The organism is Acidovorax sp. K2F (assembly GCF_025246485.1).
Taxonomy (GTDB): domain Bacteria; phylum Pseudomonadota; class Gammaproteobacteria; order Burkholderiales; family Burkholderiaceae_C; genus Acidovorax; species Acidovorax delafieldii.
In genome coordinates, this window is record NZ_JAOBSQ010000044.1 from 20,809 (window position 1) to 40,863 (window position 20,055).

General features: G+C 66.4%; 15 protein-coding genes. 12 read left to right on the forward strand and 3 right to left on the reverse strand.

Translation table 11 applies throughout. The features are described 5' to 3' along the window. Window positions 1–136 precede the first annotated feature (136 nt). The 3 genes from N4G42_RS16925 (at window position 137) to N4G42_RS16935 (ending at window position 4,628) form a co-directional block, all read left to right on the forward strand. Complete coding sequence (locus N4G42_RS16925) at window positions 137–1,420, forward strand: MFS transporter (protein WP_260667995.1); 1,284 nt, start codon at window positions 137–139, stop codon at window positions 1,418–1,420. Window positions 1,421–1,589: 169 nt separating this feature from the next. After that, the gene (locus tag N4G42_RS16930) at window positions 1,590–3,200 is read left to right on the forward strand and encodes a DUF1800 domain-containing protein (protein WP_260667996.1); all 1,611 of its coding nucleotides are present in this window, start codon (window positions 1,590–1,592) and stop codon (window positions 3,198–3,200) included. A gap of 201 nt (window positions 3,201–3,401) precedes the next feature. Further along, window positions 3,402–4,628, forward strand: coding sequence for a DUF1501 domain-containing protein (locus N4G42_RS16935; protein ID WP_260667997.1), 1,227 nt, complete (start codon window positions 3,402–3,404; stop codon window positions 4,626–4,628). 98 nt (window positions 4,629–4,726) lie between these two features. Here the strand turns inward: N4G42_RS16935 and N4G42_RS16940 are convergent, their stop codons facing one another. Beyond that, on the reverse strand, window positions 4,727–5,644 hold the full coding sequence (locus N4G42_RS16940; RefSeq protein WP_260667998.1) for a DHH family phosphoesterase: 918 nt from the start codon (window positions 5,642–5,644) through the stop codon (window positions 4,727–4,729). A 124-nt stretch (window positions 5,645–5,768) separates the two neighbouring features. On the opposite strand from N4G42_RS16940, the gene N4G42_RS16945 reads away from it, so the two are divergent. Then, window positions 5,769–6,248, forward strand: coding sequence for a TerB family tellurite resistance protein (locus tag N4G42_RS16945; protein ID WP_260667999.1), 480 nt, complete (start codon window positions 5,769–5,771; stop codon window positions 6,246–6,248). A gap of 81 nt (window positions 6,249–6,329) precedes the next feature. Here the strand turns inward: N4G42_RS16945 and N4G42_RS16950 are convergent, their stop codons facing one another. Next, window positions 6,330–6,665 carry an ankyrin repeat domain-containing protein gene (locus tag N4G42_RS16950; protein WP_056064787.1) on the reverse strand — a complete coding sequence of 112 codons (336 nt, stop codon included), beginning with the start codon at window positions 6,663–6,665 and terminating at the stop codon, window positions 6,330–6,332. A 106-nt stretch (window positions 6,666–6,771) separates the two neighbouring features. Between N4G42_RS16950 and N4G42_RS16955 the strand changes: the two genes are divergently transcribed. The 7 genes from N4G42_RS16955 (at window position 6,772) to N4G42_RS16985 (ending at window position 15,769) form a co-directional block, all read left to right on the forward strand. Continuing rightward, a complete protein-coding gene (locus N4G42_RS16955) occupies window positions 6,772–7,563 on the forward strand; it encodes a pseudouridine synthase (RefSeq protein WP_260668000.1) in 792 nt (263 codons plus the stop codon). Window positions 7,564–7,632: 69 nt separating this feature from the next. Then, window positions 7,633–8,583 (forward strand): nitronate monooxygenase family protein, encoded by a 951-nt coding sequence (locus N4G42_RS16960; protein ID WP_260668001.1) that lies wholly within the window; start codon window positions 7,633–7,635, stop codon window positions 8,581–8,583. Window positions 8,584–8,746: 163 nt separating this feature from the next. Next, window positions 8,747–9,925: a two-component system response regulator gene (locus tag N4G42_RS16965; protein WP_260668002.1), complete on the forward strand. Its 1,179-nt coding sequence runs from the start codon at window positions 8,747–8,749 to the stop codon at window positions 9,923–9,925. Between the two features lie 3 nt (window positions 9,926–9,928). Then, window positions 9,929–10,630 (forward strand): histidine phosphatase family protein, encoded by a 702-nt coding sequence (locus tag N4G42_RS16970; protein WP_260668003.1) that lies wholly within the window; start codon window positions 9,929–9,931, stop codon window positions 10,628–10,630. A gap of 25 nt (window positions 10,631–10,655) precedes the next feature. Next, window positions 10,656–14,309, forward strand: a complete 3,654-nt coding sequence (locus tag N4G42_RS16975; protein WP_260668004.1) for a response regulator — start codon at window positions 10,656–10,658, stop codon at window positions 14,307–14,309. A gap of 214 nt (window positions 14,310–14,523) precedes the next feature. Beyond that, on the forward strand, window positions 14,524–15,435 hold the full coding sequence (locus N4G42_RS16980; RefSeq protein ID WP_260668005.1) for a DMT family transporter: 912 nt from the start codon (window positions 14,524–14,526) through the stop codon (window positions 15,433–15,435). Window positions 15,436–15,553: 118 nt separating this feature from the next. Continuing rightward, window positions 15,554–15,769 (forward strand): hypothetical protein, encoded by a 216-nt coding sequence (locus tag N4G42_RS16985; protein WP_056064801.1) that lies wholly within the window; start codon window positions 15,554–15,556, stop codon window positions 15,767–15,769. A gap of 42 nt (window positions 15,770–15,811) precedes the next feature. Here N4G42_RS16985 and N4G42_RS16990 read toward each other — a convergent pair whose 3' ends face one another. Continuing rightward, a complete protein-coding gene (locus N4G42_RS16990) occupies window positions 15,812–16,747 on the reverse strand; it encodes a succinylglutamate desuccinylase/aspartoacylase family protein (RefSeq protein WP_260668006.1) in 936 nt (311 codons plus the stop codon). Window positions 16,748–16,852: 105 nt separating this feature from the next. On the opposite strand from N4G42_RS16990, the gene N4G42_RS16995 reads away from it, so the two are divergent. Next, entirely contained in the window at window positions 16,853–19,981 is a 3,129-nt protein-coding gene (locus N4G42_RS16995; protein ID WP_260668008.1) for a polymer-forming cytoskeletal protein, read from the forward strand. Window positions 19,982–20,055: the final 74 nt, after the last annotated feature.

Here is a 20,055-nt window from a genome sequence, read left to right on the forward strand (position 1 = left end):
CCTGAGGTCCGGGCGCACCGCCTGGGCGCCGGGCTTTACCCCGCCTTCACAGCGCGCCCGCGCCGAGGGCGCTAGCATCAGGGTTCTCCCCAGGTCCGCGCAGCCCTGGGCCGCCTCTCTGCTCCCACGCCTTGTCATGCCCGTTCCCGAGCCCACTTCGCCTGTTCCCGCCGCCAGCGACTCCCAGAGCGTCTATCGCCATAACGGTTTTGTCTCCTTTCTGGTCGCCCGCGTGGTGGTCGTCATCGCCACCCAGGTACAGGCGGTGGTGGTGGCCTGGCAGGTGTACGACCTGACGCGGCAGCCGCTGGCGCTGGCCTATGTGGGGCTGGCGCAGTTTCTGCCCATGCTGGCTTTGTTGCTGCCCGCGGGCGACCTGATCGACCGCTTTGACCGCAAGCGCATCCTGGCGATCGCCTGGTCGGTGGGCGGCCTGTGCAGTGCCCTGCTCTGGTGGCTGTCTGGCCACGGCAGCAGCGGGGTGGCGGGCATTTATGCCGTGCTGGTGCTCTATGGCTGCGCCCGCGCGTTCTCGGGCCCGGCCATGCAGAGCCTGTTGCCACAGATCGTGCCCCGTGCACAACTGGCCCAGGCCATCGCCGCCAACAGCATGCTGATGCGTGTGGCCAGCATTGGCGGGCCGCTGCTGGGCGGGCTGCTGTATGCGCTGGGCGGCGGCGAGCTGACCTATGCCATCTGCTGCGCGTGTTTTGTGCTCGGGGTGGCCCTGCTGCTGCGCGTGGTGGTGGCCCATGCCATGGCACCCGGCCCCGCGCAAGGCACGATGTTCGAGCGCTTTGGCGCGGGCATCACCTTCATCCGCACGCGGCCCATCATCCTGGGCACCATCTCGCTGGACCTGTTTGCCGTGCTGCTGGGCGGCGTGGTGGCGCTGCTGCCCATCTATGCGCAAGAGGTGCTGCATGTGGGCCCGGCGGGCCTGGGTGCGCTGCGCAGTGCCATGGCTGTGGGCGAGGTCAGCGCCGGGCTGTACCTGAGCATGCGGCCCTTCAACCGCCAAGTGGGCCGCACCATGTTCATCGCGGTGGCGGTGTTTGGCGTGGCCAACCTGGTGTTTGCGCTGTCCACGCTGTTCTGGGTGTCGTTTGCGGCGCTGCTGGTGGCGGGCGCGGCCGACATGGTGAGCGTGTACATCCGGGGCGCTCTGGTGCAGTTCTCCACGCCCGACACCATGCGCGGGCGGGTGAACGCGGTGAACATGCTGTTCATCGGCTCGTCCAACGAACTGGGCGAATTCCGCGCGGGCACCAGCGCCGCATGGCTGGGCGTGGTGCCCGCCGCCATCGTGGGTGGCCTGTGCACGCTGGGTGTGGTGGGTGGCTGGATGATGGCGTTCCAGACCCTGCGCAAGGTAGACCGTTTTGAGGAGGCCGCACAGGCCACGGGCGCAGCGCCATAGCACCGAGAACCTGTTCTCAGGCGATCATGTCTGGGGGTTTGAAGATACCCCTCGATACATCCTCCCTGGCGTTTGTGTCGCGCAGGTAAAACCGGCCGTGCGGGCTTGCATGCGGGTGGTGGCAGCGGCACCATGCGGACAGCCATTGGCTGGCTGCCCGCGAGGCCCCATGACCCCCACTAACCCACTGCACCTCCACCGCCGCACCCTGCTGCTCGGCCTGGCGGGCTGCGCCGTCTTTGGCGCCCCCCTTGCCACACAAGCCGCGCCCCCCGCAGCCGCAGTGCCCCACACAACAGGCCCGGGCACCTGGAGCGCGGCCGACGAGCCCACCCTGGCCCGCCTGCTGGACCGCGTGACCTGGGGCTGCACCGCCCAGGGCACGCAAGCGCTGGGCGGCTTGGGCATCAGCGCGTATCTGGCTGCGCAACTGCGCCCAGGTGTCCACACCGCACTGCCCCGCGAAGCCCAGGCGCAGATCGACGCCATGGCCATTTCGCGCACCCCCATCGAGGCGCTTGCAGCCGACATGGAAGCCCGCAACCGCGCCGCCAAGGCCCTGCCCACCGAGGACGAGCGCAAGGCCGCGCTCAAGGCCTGGCAGCAGGACATGCGCGCCCTGCAGCAAGAGGCTGCCGCCCGGTTTGTGCTGCGCGCGCTGTATTCGCCCAGCCAGTTGCGCGAGAAGATGACCTGGTTCTGGATGAACCACTTCAACGTGTTTGCAGGCAAGGGCAACCTGCGCGCCCTGGTGGGCGACTACGAAGAGCGTGCGGTGCGCCCCCACGCGCTGGGCCGCTTTCGCGACCTGCTGGGTGCCACCGTGCGCCACCCGGCCATGCTGCGCTATCTGGACAACGCGCAGAACGCCGCAGGCCGCATCAACGAAAACTACGCGCGCGAGCTGATGGAACTGCACACGCTGGGCGTGGACGGTGGCTACAGCCAGCAGGACGTGCAGGAGCTGGCCCGCGTGCTGACCGGCGTGGGCGTGTCGCAGCGGCCGCCGGGCGACGAGCCCCCGCGCATGAGGCCCGCACTGCTTCGCCACTACGTGCGCGAGGGATTGTTTGAATTCAACCCGCAGCGGCATGACTGGGACCCCAAAACACTGCTCGGCCAGCCGCTCCGCGCCCAAGGCCTGGCCGAGGTGGACGAAGCGCTGGACCGCCTGGCCCGTGCGCCTGCCACCGCGCGCTTCATCACCCGCAAGATCGCGCTCTTTCTGGTGGGCGACAACCCGCCCCCTGCACTGCTGCAGACACTGGCCCGTAGCTTTGAGCGCACGGACGGCGACATTGCGGCAGTGCTGGAAACGCTGTTCCACACCCCGGAGTTCCGCGCATCCCTGGGCCAGCGTTTTCGGGACCCGGTGCACTACGCACTGGCGGGCCTGCGCCTGGCCCACGGCGATGCCGTGCTGCCCAGCACCGACCCTGCGCTGGCATGGCTACAACGGCTGGCCGAGCCTTTGTATGGCCGTGTCACGCCCGATGGCTACCCGCTGGACTCCGCGACATGGTCAGGCTCGGGGCAGATGAGCACGCGCTTTGAGATGGCGCAGGCCTTGGGTGCAGGCGCCATGGCCGCCCCACCAGCGAGCGATGACGCGGCACCCCGCGCCGCGCCGCGCGTGCCCCCGGCCCTGGCGCAGACCGCCTACGTGCGTACGCTGGAGCCCACCTGGTCCCCGGCCACGCGCAGCACCCTGGCGCAGGCCACCTCACCGCGCGAATGGAATCTGCTGTTCCTCGCATCCCCTGAGTTCATGCACGGATGAGGAGAGGAGATGGAGTACATCCCCTTGAGTCGCTTCGCGCCTTCCCCCTTCTCTCGAATGGCTTCGCCCTTCGGGAAGGGGGACGCAGCCCGTGCGGCGGGGCGGCCCTTGCACGGCTGCCATGGCTTTGGCCGCGCACGCGCCTGCGCAGCAGCCGATGATGCGTTCGGGCGCCATTGAATAGGTTGAAAGGACAGCCCCATGCTTTGTAGACGACACCTTCTCCAGGCCCTGGGCGCCAGCGCACTCGGCACGGGCCTGGGCGTGCACAGCGCCAGCGTGCTCGCCGCGCCCCGCGCGCAGGACGCGCGCTTTCTGCTTGTATTCTTGCGCGGTGGCTACGACTGCGCCAGCCTGCTCGTGCCCACGGCCAGCAGCTACTACTACGAGACACGGCCCAACATCGCCATCGCTCGGCCGGGGCAGGAGGGCGGCGCCCTGCCCCTCACGCCCGACTGGGGCCTGCACCCAGCACTGGCTGAATCGATGCTGCCGCTTTACCAGCAGCGCCAGCTGGCGTTTGTGCCGTTTGCGGGCACGGACGATCTCTCGCGCAGCCACTTCGACACCCAGGACAGCATCGAGCTGGGCCAGCCCCTGGGCGGGCGGCGCGACTACCGATCGGGTTTTCTGAACCGGCTGGTGGCCGAGCTCAACCCGCGCGCCGACAGTGCCCCGATGGCGCTGCAGCCGATGGCGTTCACCAGCACCCTGCCCCTGGTGCTGCGCGGGGCGGTGGATGTGCCCAACACCGCACTGAGCGCAGGCGCGGGGCGCGGTGGTGTGGATGCGCGGCAGGCTGAACTCATCGCCTCCATGTACCGGGGCACACCGCTGGCCACGCCCGTGAACGAAGGCTTTGCCACCCGCGATGAGGTCGCCCGCACCATGCAGGGCGAGATGGAAGCTGCCAGCCGCAATGCGCTGAGTACCAAGGGCTTTGAGGGCACTGCCCGGCGCATGGCGCGGCTCATGCAGTCGCGCTACCAGCTCGGCTTTGTGGACGTGGGCGGCTGGGACACCCATGTGGGCCAGGGCGCCGCCACCGGCACGCTGGCCAACCGCCTGGAGGAACTGGGCCGTGGCCTGGCAGGCTTTGCCGACGAGATGGGCCCCGCGTGGAAGTCCACCGTGGTGGTGGTCATCAGCGAGTTTGGCCGCACCTTCCGCGAGAACGGCAACCGGGGCACGGACCATGGCCACGGCACGGTGTTCTGGGTGCTGGGCGGCGGGGTCAATGGCGGCCGCATCGCGGGAGAGCAGCAGGCGCTGACCGCCACCACGCTGTTCCAGAACCGCGACTACCCCGTGCTCAACGACTACCGCAGTGTGTTGGGGGGACTGTTCGCCCGCATGTACGGGCTGAACGCGGCGGCCGTGGCGCGGGTGTTTCCGGGGACCCAGGGGGCCGACCTGCGGCTGGTTTAGCCGCGCTGGCGCGCCATATCATTCACTATATTTTTGATAGCTACTCAGGCATATAGCTCTAGCGCTACAGGCGATTTATCCTCAAAATCGCCCGGGCATCACGCGTTGAAGGTACCTGTCAGCAGCTCTGGCAGGCGCTCCACCTTCATCTTGAAGCCGCAGGCCTGCGCATGGCCACCGCCGCCCATGCTTTCGGCCAGCGCGATGCAGTCAAAGTTGCGCTGTGCACGCAGCCCCACCTTCACGCCCTTTTCGCCAGCACTCCACATCAGCGCAAAGGTGCCCGTTTTGGCCGAGAGGATGTCGCCTACCAGGCTGTGGAACATGCCAGGTGCGTTCACCATCAGCCCGGTGATACCGTTGAACACGAGCGGCTGCGCGCCTTCGGCGATGTCGGCGCAGAGCTTGCGGTACTTCTGGTCCATGGCCTCGCCGCGCACCATGAACTGTCGGAGCTGCTCGGGCGTGAAGTCGGCAATCTCGCGCCAGCGCGCAAAGCCTTGCTCTTCCATGTCCAGGGCCGACAGGAAGGCAGCGCTCTCGGCAAACTCCCACTTCCAGATATCGCGGTCTTCCACGTATTTGAACAGGGCAGGCATCGGTTCGTGCGGATGGAAAAACTCCCACGCCAGCCGCGCACCCGACTTGTTCATGTCGAAGTGCACCACACCGCAGCGGCAGGCAAAGCCGGTGAGCTTTTCGGCCGCGCTCTTGTGGTGGTCCAGCATGACCAGCTTGGCGGCGCGCTCGTCGATGGCGGCCATCACCTCGTTGGCAAACGAGAAGTCGAGGATGTAGACCGCGCGGCCTTGCAGGGGCGGCAGGTCGTCCACGGTCTTGACATCGCCGTGGTCCAGCCCCACGTATTCAGCCTGGTCGCCGTAGTACAGCCATGCCGCCAGCGCCGCGCCAAAGCCATCGGGGCAGTTGCGCCCGTGGTACAGGATCAGCGGTGCGGGGTCGTTCTTGTCGGGGGCAACCAGCAGTTGCAAGGGGAGTATGGTTTTCTTCGTCATGGCCCCCGATTGTCGCCGGGGCTTTGTGCCGCAGCGAGCGCAACGTGCGCAGCCAGCACACGTCAGCGGAACCAACCCCACCCCCAACGCCTCCACCCTACTGACGCAGCCAGCAAACCACACGATGTTCCAAGCCCTCAAAGACCTGCTTGAAAGCCTCACCCCGTTCAACCCCGTGCCATCTCCTGCAGAGCGTGCGCGGTCTGTGCAACTGGCAGCCGCCGTGTTGCTGGTGGAGGTGGTACGGACCCAGTCGGCGGTGGGCGATGCGGAGCGCAGCGTGATGCAAACCGCACTGCACCGGCAATTTGCACTAAGTGACGATGAACTGCAGCGCCTGCTGGAACAGGCCGCAGCCACCTCCAGAACCGCCTACGACTACCAGCGCTTCACCAGCCAGCTGAACGAGCATTTCACGCAGGACGAGAAAATCCAGCTCGTTGAAGCCATGTGGCAGGTCGCCTACGCGGACGCACGCCCGGACGAGAACGAGATGCACACCATCAGCAAGGTGGCCGGCCTGCTGCATGTGACGCACGGCGAGTACATCGGCGCCAAGCTCAGGGCGAAAGAAACGGCACACGCCGGCCAGTCGCCCCATTGAGACGGACGCGGCCCCGGTGTGCGCCGCAGCGCACGGGCGGCGTCCCTTGGGGAAAAGGACGCCAAGCAACCCAGGGGGGGGCTAAATGGGCAACCAGCGCCACCAGAACGGCTTGCGCTCTTCCTTGGCGCCTTGCGCCTGTAGCAAGGCGATGAACTCGGTGCGCCGGTAGCGGCGGGCGGCCTCCAGCGGGGTCATGTCGTCGAAGTCCGACCGCAGCCCTGGGTCAGCCCCATGCGCCAGAAGGTAGTGAGCGATCTCGTGGTGGCCGTGGATCAGGCTCGCCACCAACGGCGTGCAAAGGATCTCGGGATGCTGGTAGTTGGGGTTCACGCCTGCACTGATGTGGTGGCGCACCAGCGCCAGGTCGCCCGCCACGGCGGCGGCGTACATGTCTTTCCAGTCTCCAGCGGACATACCTGGGCATCCTTTGCAAGGGTTGAACGGGGCCAGTGTAGGCAGCGGCGCGTGCGGCACAATCCGCGCCTTCCCCTAGCCCGCGATGGCGCACACACATTCCTCCATGCACCCTCCCCTGCACATCCTCTGGCGCGACGAGCACTTGGTGGCCGTGTACAAGCCCGCAGGCTGGCTGGTGCACCGCACGGGGCTGGATGCGGGCGAGACGCGGTTTGTGATGCAGACCCTGCGCGACCAGCTGGGCCAGCATGTGTTTCCGGTGCACCGGCTGGACAAGGGCACCTGCGGCGTGCTCGTGATGGCGTTACACAGCGATGCAGCGCGCGCGCTGTCGCAAGCCTTTGAGCATGGCGCCACGCAAAAGCGCTACCTGGCGATGGTGCGCGGCTGGGCACCCGAGGCCATTGAGGTGGACCATGCCTTGAAGCCCGACGATGCTCCGGCCGATGCGGCCGTGCAGGACGCCCACACACGCTTTCGGCGGCTGGCGCAGCTCACGCTGCCCGAGGCCAGCGATGCGCGTTTTGCCACCACCCGCGCCTCACTGGTTGAGGCCATCCCCATCACCGGGCGGCGCCACCAGATACGCCGTCATCTCAAGCACCTGGCCCACCCCATCATCGGCGACGCCACGCATGGCAAGGGCCCGCTCAACCGCTGGTGGGCCGAGCGGCTGGGCCAGCAGCGGCTGTGGCTGCATGCCTGGCAGCTCACGGTGCCCCACCCGGTGACAGGGGTGGCAATGACCTTCGACAGCGGGCTGCGCTGGCCTGGGCCTGCAGACTGGGGCTGTGGGCACCTGCCCAACGACGATTCCACGGTTTCTCCCTGCGCCGACTGGCAGCGCCTGTTTGTGCTGCTGCCCTGGCAAGAGACACCCGCCCTGGCCCCGTAACGCGGGCGACACAGCGACGGCACACCCGTCGAAATAATGGGCGCTCCCAAAAATCAGGAGACACCGCCCATGACCGCACCCGCTACCAACCGCGTCCTCGCCCACACCGGTGCGCGCTACCCCATCATCCAGGCACCCATGGGCTGGATTGCGCGCACGCAGCTGGCCTCGGCGGTGTCGCGCGCGGGGGGGCTGGGCATCATTGAGACCTCGTCGGGCGAAACCGCCAACTGCCAGGCCGAGATCACCAAGATGAGCGCGCTGGGCCTGCCATTTGGCGTGAACCTGCCCATCCGCTTTTTGAAGGACGATGCCATGCTGCGCTTTGTGTGTGCATCGGGCGTGAAGTTTGTGACCACCTCGGCGGGCAGCCCGGCCAAGTTCATCGCGCCGCTGAAGGACGCGGGCATCACCGTGTACCACGCGGTGCCCACGGTAGATGCAGCGCTGAAATGCGTGGATGCAGGCATTGACGGCCTGGTGGTCGAAGGCGGCGAAGGCGGCGGCTTCAAGAACCCCGAAGAGGTTTCCACCCTGGTGCTGCTGCAGGCCATTCGCGCGCAGGTGGACGTGCCGCTGGTCGCAGCCGGTGGCATCTGCGACGGGCGCGGCATGGCTGCTGCGTTTGCGCTGGGGGCCGAGGCCGTGCAGATGGGCACGCGTTTTGTGAGCTGTGCCGAAAGCCCCGTGCACGCCAACTACAAGAACGCCATCGTCGATGCGGGCGTGACCGGCACCTGGATGCTCAACACCAAGGCCAGCCCCTGCATCCGCGCGCTCAAGTCACAGCGCACCCAGGCCATCCACGAGGCGGGCCTGATGCCCCCCGACAGCTTTGCGGGCATCCAGCGTGTGTACTTTGACGGTGACATGGAGGCGGCCCCTGCACTGGCCGGGCAGACCGTGGGATTGATTGACTCCGTCAAGACCGCGCAGCAGATCATTGATGACACCGTGGCAGAGTTTCTTGCCATCAGCCAGCGCATGGGCGCCATGGCTGCAGCGCGGTCGTTTGGCTAAAAAAGGGGGACCCCGGCCCGACAGGTGCTGCGGCAGCAACGCATGGATGCGATGTGCTACCCGACCACCGCACCACGGAAAGCTTGTCAGCTCCTGTAAGGGCAGTAACATGCACTTACACCAGAGCGGATTCTCTGCGTGGTAGCCCGAAAGCACCCCGACCATGTTTTTGCCGACCGATGACAAAGCCCTGCTCAGAACGGTACTGGTCGTCGACGACACCCGCGAAAACCTGACCGTCATCGGCCAGCTGCTGCGCCCGTACTACCACGTGCGCGTGGCCAACTCGGGGCAGCGGGCCTTGCAGGTCGCCCACACCCAGCCAGTGCCCGACATCATCCTGCTCGATGTGATGATGCCGGAGATGGACGGCTACGAGGTGCTGGCCGCCCTGCGTGCCGCGCCAGAGACCCGCGAGATCCCGGTGATCTTCGTGACCGCCCTCGACGCCATCGCGGACGAAGAACGCGGCCTGCAGGCGGGCGCAGTGGACTATGTGGCCAAGCCCATCAAGCCCGCTGTGCTGCTGGCGCGGGTGCGCACCCATCTGGAGCTGAAAGCCGCGCGCGACTGGCTGGCGGACCAGAACAGCTACCTGGACGCCGAGGTGCAGCGGCGCATGGCCGAGAACGAGCTCATCAAGGACTTCAGCCTGCACGCCATGGCCACGCTGGCCGAAAAGCGCGACAACGAAACCGGCAACCACCTGCACCGCACGCAGGCCTACATCGAGGCACTGATGCTGCACCTGCAGGACCACCCGCGCTTTCAACACCTGCTGGGCAGCCCCCACCAGCGCCAGCGGATCGCCAAGGCCGCGCCCCTGCACGACATCGGCAAGGTGGGCATTCCCGACGCCATCCTGCTCAAGCCGGGGAAGCTCACCCCTGATGAGTTCGAGATCATGAAGACCCATGCCCGCATTGGTGCCGACGCCATCGACGAGGCCATCCGCAGCGTGCTGCAGCTGGGTCACCACCAGCCGCCCCTCCCGGCCAGCGCCCCCAGAAACTCAGCGCTGGAGTTCCTGGAGACCGCACGACAGATCGCGGCAGGCCACCACGAAAAGTGGGATGGCTCGGGCTACCCCGAGGGACTGCAGGGCGACGCCATCCCGTTGCCCGCACGACTGATGGCAATTGCCGATGTGTTTGACGCGCTGATCTCGCGCCGCCACTACAAACGCGCGTTCACGCTGGACGATGCGGTAGACATCATCCGCAACGGCCGTGGCCAACATTTCGACCCCGACATCTGCGATGCATTTGTGCAACTGGTGCCGCAGTTTGCGGCCATCGCCGAGCAGTTTGCAGACCACCCGGTGGCCGCACTGGAGCCGTGAAGCATGCTTGCCTTCTCCCCGGCCATCGCACTGCACGGTAATGCGCCCGCCCACCAGGCCGCTGTGAGCGCTTGTGTGCTGGCTGTTGCCGCGGTTTGGCCTGGCTTTAGCAGCGCCCAGGACCAGACCTTTCGCGAGACCCTTGTCAGCCCCGCCCTGTTGGAGCAGATGCGCCAGGGAGGCTTTGTGCTGTACCTGCGCCACGGCGCCACCGACAGCAGCCGGATGGATCAGGCCCCGCAGGTGGACCTGAACGACTGTAATACCCAACGAGTCCTCAGTGATGCGGGGCGGCAGCAGGCGCGCGACCTCGGTGTCACGCTGCAGCGCGCCCGCATTCCCGTGGGCGAGGTCATCCACAGCCCGCTGTGCAGGGCCCGCGAAAGCGCGCAGCTCACGTTTGCCACTCAGCCGGAGTTGCTGCGCGCAGAGCCCCTTCTGGCCTACACCGCCAACCTCACAAGCGAGCAGAAAAAGCCGGTGATCGCCGCCACCCGGGCCCTGGTATCCACCCCGGTTCCTGCAGGCACCAACCGCGTCATCGTGGCACACGCACCCAACATGGCGGATCTGATGGGTTATTTCGTCAAGCCCGAGGGAACGATGGTGGTGCTGCGTCCCTTGGGGCAGTCGCGGTTTGAATACCTTGGCAGCATTCCGCCGTCTCACTGGGCCGCCCTGCTGCCCGCATCCCCCAAGCGCTGACCCACCATCGCGCCACCCATCCCCCATGCTCCTCCTGATCAAACGCCAACGGTTTTTTCTGCGTTTTTTTCTGCCGGTGGTGCTGGCCGTTCTGGTGGGCATGGGGTTTGAGTACGCAGTGCAGCAGCACACCCAGACCGTGCAGCGCAAGGCACTGCAAAGCCAGGAGGAAGACATCCAGGTGGCCGCCAAGGCGGAAGCCATCAGCCGAAAACTGCTGGAGATCAAGTTGCGGCTGACACAGACCCTGACTGTCTCCAAATACCGCGAGGTGGACGAAGCCAAGGCCTACCAGCTCCACGGACTCATCGTGGACGAAATGGCCGCGCTCGAAAAGGACCTGACCGGGCTGACCACAGCCCACGATTTCTCGCATGTCAGCACGCACTACCCCGCTGCGCTCAGAGCCTTTCAAGAGTTTCGCCAGTTTGCGCTGATGAGTTCGGACCAGATGGCCATCGACCAGTCAGCGGCAGGCGAGCACCTGATCAGCGCCACGGCGTACTACGGTGTGTTCGCACTGCGCATGGGCGACATTGCCAAGACCTTCATGGACCATGCCATAGAGAACGCTGCCAGCACGCGCAACCAGTTGCAGGATTTTCATCGCCGCATGCGCCTCTACAGCACGCTGGCCGCGCTGGTGTTTCTTGCACTGTGGTTTTTGCTGTCGCGGTCCACATCCCGCCAGCTGGACCAGCTCAACACCATCCTGCAAAAGCTCTCGCGCGGCGAAAGCGGCTTGAGCGACTACAAGACCTTCTCCCGCATCAAGGCCATGGCCGCACGCGAAGGCACGCACATCGGAGACATGGCCAATGCAGTGCTGGCCTTTCAGAAAACACAGGATGAACGCCGTCTGGCCCTGGCGGAACTGCACGACCGGGAGGAGCTGCACGCCAACATCATCAGCCAGGCCCCCATCGGCATCGTGGTGCTGGACCTGCAGACACTGCAGTTTGTGAGCTTCAACGATGCCACCTACGAATCGCTGGGCTACACGCGCGAAGAATTTTCACAGATGAACCTCTACGACCTGCAGCTGGACCCAGACAGAAGCAAGGTCGATGCAAAGCTCCAGCGCATCCAGGCCCTGGGCGGCCAGGACTTCGAGACCCAGCGGCGCGACAAGGCCGGCAACGTGCGCGACTTCTGGGTTTCCATGCGCCCCCTGCACCTGCACGACCGCGACTGCATGACCGGCATATGGGTGGACATCACCAGCCGCAAGCAGTCCGAGCGGGAACTGGCCCGCTACCGCGACGAGCTGGAACAGCTGGTAGCCGAGCGCACGCTCGACCTCGAAAAGACCAGCCAAGCCCTCGCACAACAGACGCTGGAGCTGCAGCACACCAATGCCCAGCTGCGCAGCGCCAAGGCCATGGCCGACGAAGCCAACCAGGCCAAGAGCGCCTTCCTGGCCAACATGAGCCACGAGATCCGCACGCCCATGAACGCGATCATCGGGCTGACACACCTGATCCGCCGCGACACCACCAACCCGCACCAGCGCCAGCAACTCGACAAGGTGTCGGGCGCTGCCATGCACCTGCTGGCCGTCATCAACGACATCCTGGATTTCTCCAAAATCGAGGCGGGCAAGATGGCCCTGGACCCGACCGATTTCGAGCTGGAGAAGGTGGTGAGCAACGTGTTCACCATCACCGGCGACAAGGCCGAGGCCAAGGGCCTGGAGGTGATGGCCGAGCTTGCAGGTGTCCCCCCCATACTGCATGGGGACGGCATGCGGCTGGGTCAGATCCTGACCAACTTCATGGGCAACGCAGTCAAGTTCACCGAACGCGGCAGCGTTTCTTTGCACGCTTTTGTCATCCACCGCGAAGCGACCGACGTGCGCTTGCGTTTTGAGGTGCGCGACACCGGCATCGGCCTGAGCCCCGAGCAACAAGGCAAGCTATTCCTCGCGTTTCAGCAGGCCGATGTCTCCACCACCCGTACCCATGGCGGCACAGGACTGGGGCTTGCCATCTCGCGCCGACTGGCAGACCTCATGGGGGGGCAGGTGGGCGTGCGCAGCGAGCCTGGCAGGGGCAGCACCTTCTGGTTCGAGGCGCCCTTTGGCATCAGCACACAGGCGGCCGCCACACAACATGTCCAGGCCCTCCCCCCGAGCACCCGCGTCCTGGTGGTCGATGACATGGAAGAAGCCCGCGAGTTGCTGGCCGACATGCTCACCCACCTGGGAGCGCGGGCCGATGCCGTATCGTCTGGCGCGCTTGCGCTGCAGGCGGTAGCGCAAGCCGACGAAGTGGGGGACCCCTACGAGCTGGTGCTCACCGACTGGCTGATGCCAGGCCTGAACGGCACCCAGACCTGGCAACAGATCTGCGCACTGCCGCTCAAACATCGCCCGGCCTGCATTCTTGTCAGCGGCAGCCTGAGTTGCCCGGCCGACGAGGTGGATGCAGGCCCGTTTGCCGCCTTCTTGCCCAAGCCTGTGCTGCCCACTGCACTCGACGAAGTGCTGGTACGTGTCTGGAACCGTGCCCAACTGCCTGAGACCGCTACGCCCGCGCTGACCACCGATGCGCCGGTGCGCTTCACCTCGGGATTGCAACTGCTGCTGGCCGAAGACAATGCGCTGAACCAGGAAGTGGCGGGAGAACTGCTGCGCCAACTGGGCTTTGCAGTGGATGTGGCGGGCGATGGGGCCATGGCCGTGGAGCGCGCGCGTGAACATCACTACGACCTGATCCTGATGGACATACAGATGCCCCACCTGGACGGTCTGGAAGCCACGCGGCAGATCCGCACACTGCCGGGTCACGCACAGACCCCCATCGTGGCCATGACGGCCAACGCCTTCGCCGAAGACCGCGCCGCCGCGCTGGCCGCAGGCATGAACGACCACCTGCCCAAGCCCGTGGACCCGGCACAACTGGCACGGGTGTTGGCGCGCCTGCTGCCCCACGCCGTGGACGCAGACGGCGCAGCCCCAACGCCCAGCGTCGCGGCACCGCCCCCCACGCTGGTGAATGAAACTCGGGTGCGGGCCCAGCTACAGGGCGTGGCGGGCTTTCAGCTGGAGCAGGGGCTGCGATCGCTGGGCAACAACTTTGCAGCGCTGGTACGGCTGCTGCAGCGCATGGTGATGGAACACCCTCAGGACGCGCAAAAGGCTCTGCAGGCCTGGCAAGGCGGTGACCTGGCCGAAACACAGCGCATCTTGCACACCCTCAAGGGCCTGGCGGGTACAGCAGGACTCACCGGCTTGCAGGTGGCCGCGCAGCAAGCCGAGGCCAGACTACAGGCCGCTCCGCCAGGGGGCCTGGACGCCGACACCCAACACGCGCTGCAAGACCTGGATGCACGACTGCAACAGGTGGTGCAATCCTTGCGCTTTGTGGTGGATGCCTCTGCACAGACAACAAGTACAGCCCCGGCCGCCAGTGCCGACCACCTGCGACAAGGCTTGCGCGCGCTGCGGCCCTTGCTGGCCAGTGACGATCTCGATGCCAGCGCTGCATATGCCGAACTGCACCCGGCGATGCTGCAGCACTACCCGGACCGCGCCCAGGCGCTGGCACAGGCCATCGATGGGTTCGACTTTCTGCAGGCGCTGGCGCTACTTGATGCGATCCTCGCCTCGGCGGACGGCGGAAGCAGCAGCGATACCCCCCCTGCCAGCACGCAGATGCCCGCCGCGCCAGCGGGCTGACAGCACCGCGGCGCAGCGCGCCTGGGCTACACTTTTTGGCCTTGCCGCAAACGCCCTGCAATGGTCCGGCCACACCACAGGCTGGTCCGCAGGGCCCACGTTCTCATGCACCTGCCCAGCCCGTTGTTGCCGCGCCTTTTCTCTGCACAGGCTCCTGTCCCACATGACCGCCAGCGAGGCCTGGCCTGCGCGCGCGCAGCCACAGGGCCGCACCATGTCTGAAGCGCAACCCAACGCCTCTGCAGGCCTGTCGATGCCCTCGGGCAACCTGCGCGGCATCATCGCCATGGTGGCTGCGGTGGGTTTCTTTTCGCTGATGGATGCGCTGCTCAAGACGCTGAGCGCCCACTACCCCGCCATGCAGGTCGCGGCGTTGAGGGGCTGGGCTGCGCTGCCGTTGGTGGCGCTCTATGCGCTGTGGCGTGGCGAGGTGCCACGGCTGCTGAAGGTGCGCTGGCCCCTGCACTTGCTGCGTGGCGGACTCAACGTGGCCATGCTGGCACTGTTTGCATTTGCCATCCGTGAACTGGCACTGGCCGAGGCCTACACACTGTTCTTCATTGCGCCGCTGCTCATCACTGCGCTGTCTACGGTGGTGCTGCGCGAGAAGGTGCGCGCTGCCCACTGGGTCGCCATTGCGCTGGGCATGGTGGGCGTGCTGGTGGCTCTGCAACCCAATCAGGAGGCGTTCTTTACCCTGGGCGCACTGGCCGTGCTGGCTGCAGCCACCTGCTATGCGGTGTCGGCCATCACGGGGCGCATGCTCACCCGCACCGACTCCAGTGCCAGCCTGGTGTTCTGGACCACCACGCTGCTGGCACTGGGTGCCGGCGCGCTGGCCTGGCCGCACTGGGTGGGCGTGGCACAGGCGCATTGGCCACTGGTGGCAGGGCTCGCCATCACAGGGTTTGCAGGCCAGTTGGCGATCACCGAAGCCTTTCGCCACGGGCAGGCTTCCGTGGTGGCGCCATTTGAATACACGGCGCTGGCCTGGGGCATGGGGCTGGATTGGGTGCTGTGGCAGACGGTCCCAGGCTACAGCACGCTGCTGGGCGGCGCCATCATCATTGGCAGCGGCCTGTACCTGGTGCGCCAGGAGCGCACGCAGGCAGTGGTGCCACCCTGACCGGTGCGAGACCGGCCACTTGCCGTCGCTCCGGCGCGGCATGCGCTGACACGGCAGTCAGGCAGTTCACCCTGTAATGAAGCGATGAACACAGCGGCACTGCCGCAAGGAAATCGCCATGACACAACACGCCACCGTCCACGGCCACGTGACCTACACCCCGGGCGACGGCGCCCCGATCGCCATCCCAGAGGGCCCGATCGAGGTGACCACCAGCGCGGACAGCACCACGCTGAGCTGGTCGGTCGAAGAAGACATCGTCGGGTCTGCAGCACTGCCACCCGACCAGTTCAACCAGTACGTCAAGGACGGCAAGATCCGTTTCAAGAAATAGCCCGGGCGCCCATGCCCGGACCTCTCAGCCGCCCCAACCGGATCAGATCGGCCGCGTGAGGTACACCGCCTCGCGGCCCACGATGGGCTCGCGGGTGGGCATGAGGATGGTGCAGTCGTCGCACAGCGCGCGGATCTCGTGCGGCCCATCGGTGGCGATGAGGTCACCCTTGGCAAACACCTCAAACCCTTGCACGGGCTTTGTGAAGCGGAAGTCCGACGTGCGGACCATGCAGGTCTCTAGCAGCTCGTAGCGACGCTGCTCGGCGGGCGTGGCCCGGTCGGCCACCGGTGCGATGAGGCCAAAGTGCGCCAGAAAGTCCAGCGCCACCGCCGTGGCCATGTCGGCCGCCGATTGGCGGAAGTGCTGGCCGCATTCCACCACCAGCGCCACCCCATCTCCCTCGGCCTGCCCGTGGCGACCGTGCTGGATGAGCGGCGTGCCCGAACCCAGGCCGCTGGGCATCACAAGGTGCACCGGCGGGCGGCCGATGGCCAGCGCCACCTCCGCATTGCGCGGGTAGGCTGGGTACACCCAGAACGGCTGCACGTCCTGGCTGGTAGAGTGGATGTCGAGGATGTGATCGGCCGCAGCCACCACGGGGCGCAGGATGCGGGCACGCTGCAGCTCGGGGCTGTCGGCCGTGCCGTCCAGCTCGGCCGCCGACCAGATGCGGTTGAGGTTGTGCACCAGCTGTCGGCTCTCGAACGGACGGCTCTGGTCAAACGATTCGTAGGCGGCCACATTCGCAAAGCTGATGGTCAGCGTGCCGATGAGGGGACGCACACCCGTGTCCAGCAGGTGGGTGGCCGCCACCATGCCGCAGATCTCGTTGCCGTGCGTGAGTGCATTGATGAGCACATGCGGGCCAGGCTTGCCCGACTCGAAGCGGTGCACATAGTCGATGCCGACATTGCCCCGGCGGTAGGCAGAGAGGTCGCGGGGGAGGACTTCAAAAACGGGGGGGTTCTGCGTCATGGCAATGAATTAATAAGATGACACATCATTGTCTGCGCAAAGCCGGATCAGTGCTGGGCGCGGTGTACGATGCCCGCCGGTTGAGTCCCTCCTGCGTCCCTGCCTATGCCCACTGCCCGACTTTGCCCACTGGCCGATCTGGCCCACCGCATTCCCCCCGACTGCTGGATGGCCGAGCGTCTGGAGCAGGACCCTGAGGCCCTGGCTGATGAAACCGTGCTGTGGATCACCGGCGACGCGCACTGGCCTGCGCTGCACCTCGACGCCCCCCTGGCCCAGGGCAGCCCGCTGCGCCAATGGCTGCAAGAGCAACCCGACGGCCCCATTGAGGCCTCCGTGCCCCGTGCGCCCTTTGTGATCGTGGTGGATGGAGACCTGCGCATCGACGGCGCCTTGACCAGCGCCGACACCGACGGCACAACGCACCTGGTTGTCAACGGCAACATGCATGTGCAGAACGCCGTGATCGGCGGACAGCTGGTGCGTGTGCAAGGTGCGCTGCAGGTGCATGACCTGCTTTGGGGCCACTACAACCATGGCGAGCTGCGCGTGCGTGGTGGGCTGCAGGCCCGGGTGACGCTGTTCACCGACGAATACCATGTAGACATCACAGGCCCAGAAAAGGTGGAGTTTTTGCTGGACGAGGTGCGCGGTGTGCCGCACCGTGCGGAGTTCTCGGCCGAGATCGTGGGTGCCGTGTTCGCCCCCGAGTTCCACGAGGGCGTGGACGCCGGCGAAGACGGCCTGGCTGCCATGATCAGCCGCCGCCAGGTGCTGGCCGCCGTGCGGGCAGGCCAGTGCGCGGTGCGCAGCAGCGCAGACATCCACGCCGACCAGCCTGTGGCCGACGACCTGTGCGCCGACAACACCATCAGCATCGACAACATACTGGCCGTGGTGCACACGCCAGTGATTGCACACAAGGAGCACAAAGCCTACGGCTGGTTCCAGCAGACCGATTTTTCGCTGTGCCAACGGCATGTGGACGAAGAAGGCGACGCGCGCGACGACAACGTGTTCATCACGGTGTGGAAAACCTGGGACTTCTACCTGTCGGTGGAGCAGGTGCCCGCGCCCCGCAACTGGCTGGAGCGTGTGGCCACCAAGCTGTGGCGCCATGCTGCCCCCACGGTAGCGCAGCGCACGCTGCTGTACCGCCGCTACACACAGGGTGAGCCTGGGGACTGGCAGGTGCTGGCGCCCCCCGCCGAGCCCGGCCACGACCCCGACGCCTGGAAGGCCTGCGAACACGCCTGGCGCGGAGTGCTGGACTATGTGCGCAAGGCCGTGGGCCAGCACCGCGCACGCTACCCGCTCTACCAGCGCCTGCAGGCCACATTGACGGCAGAGCACATCGAGGCCTTGACCAGCCTGCCCGTGTTCACCGAGCAGTACAACGACTGGTGGGACAGCGACCGCAACGGCTACTGGGAGGGCGAGGTCTGGGTGGGGGCGCGCCAGCCCTGCATGCACGACGGCGACCCCTGGGGCCGCGCGCTCAAATACAGCTGGCGCAACGGTGACGACGCGCCGGGCGATGACGAAGACAACGCCCACAGCGCCTACCAGATCGACGTGGACGAGGCGCGCGAAGGGCCTGCTGCGGTCGAGTTCAGCCACACCCAGCGCCAAAGCGACAGCCGCGCCCCCCTGCCCCGCTGCGCCGCCGACCACATTGCCCGCCTGCTGCGCTTTCACGGTCTGGTGCAGGCCCGCATCCGCGCACGGCACGAAGAGGCGCAGGCCCAGCAGGCCGAGGCCCGCCGCATCAAAGCCGCCGTGCAACTGCTGGCCACCCCACCCTTGCCGCCCGACCTGCCCGATGCGGCCGTGTTTCCCGTCGAACTCATGACGCTGTCGGAGCAATGGCAGGCCGATGGGCAAGCCTACGTAGCGGCCATCCGCGCGCACCAGCTGGCCAACGATGCCCACCGCGCCGAGGCCTCGGCAACAGCCGGTGGCGGCGATGAGGAGAACGGCGCCGAAGAACACGACAACGCCCTGCCCGAAGACCCGCGCAAGGCCGATGCGCCCACCGTGCTGCAACTGGCGCGCGTGGTGAGCCACTGGGCCGACGAAGATCTTGCCACGCGGTTTCGCCAGCGCTTTGCCTTTGCTCCGGATGCCTATGTGGCGCGTGCCGCCCAGGCCGGCCAATTCATCGGCCCCGTGTTTGTGCTGGACGATGACCGTGTGGTCGCCCGCATCGGCGCGGCCCATGACGGCGACGCCCGCTGGGTGTTGCTGCATGGCACAGAGCACACGCCCCTGCCCGCGATCCAGGGCCTGGGCCGCTCGCCCGATCGCCAGTGCTTTGCCCAATGCGACGGCCTGCACATCACCACCCACCACGGATGGAATGGCCCCGTGATTGCGCAATTTGCCCTGCCGCGCGGCAACGAAGGCCTGCCCCCGCAGGTGCAGGTGTCGGCAGGCCCGCTCGGGCAGCGCTGCGATGAAATCATTCCCTTCAACGATGGCCTGCGCGTGCTGCTGCGCAACCCCACAGGGGTGTATCTTCTGCGCCCCGCAGCCCAAAATGCCGACAGCCCAGTGCAACGCCTGCACCCGCAGACGTTTGAAGAAGATGGCCCCTACACCTGGCCCAAGAACCAGATGGATGAAAAGGTCGATGGTGAGACCGTCACCGTGCTGGCGCTGGACATGCTGCACATGGCCCTGTCGCCTGATGAGCGTCACATCGCCGTAGGCGACCAGGACAGCTGCCACATCCTGCTGGACGCGCACGGCGCTGTGGCGGCCGAACACGAACCCCTATCGTCTTACCCCCACCACGCAGTGTTCTCGCACGACGGCACACGCCTGTTTGCCAACTCATGCCATCTGTATTGGGGCAGTACCTGCTCGATCCCCATCGGGGCGGCACCGCAAGAAGCGACCGATGAGGACACCCCACCACTGGACGAACGCTGCCGCGTGTACGCCTCTGTCACCTTGCCGGGCCTGGTGATCCTGGGCGATGCGGACGGCTACCTGCATGCCATCAGCGACGAGGGACAAGCCCTGTGGCACCACCACATCGGCAGCACGATCAGCGCTGTCGATGCATCCCCCGATGGAGAAACCCTGTGGGCGGCCAGCTATGGCGGCTACCTGGTGCGGCTGCAGCGCAGCGAGGCGGGCATGGACCCTTACTCCATCAGCACGTCACTGTATGTGGAGACGCGGCGGTGGATATTCTGGCGGGATGAGGTGGGGCCGGTGCGGTGGTAGCAGAGCAAGTCTGCCCACAGTAGCAACACCAGACTCTCATTTTGATCTGCAGGAAAACACATACCGACCAGGTC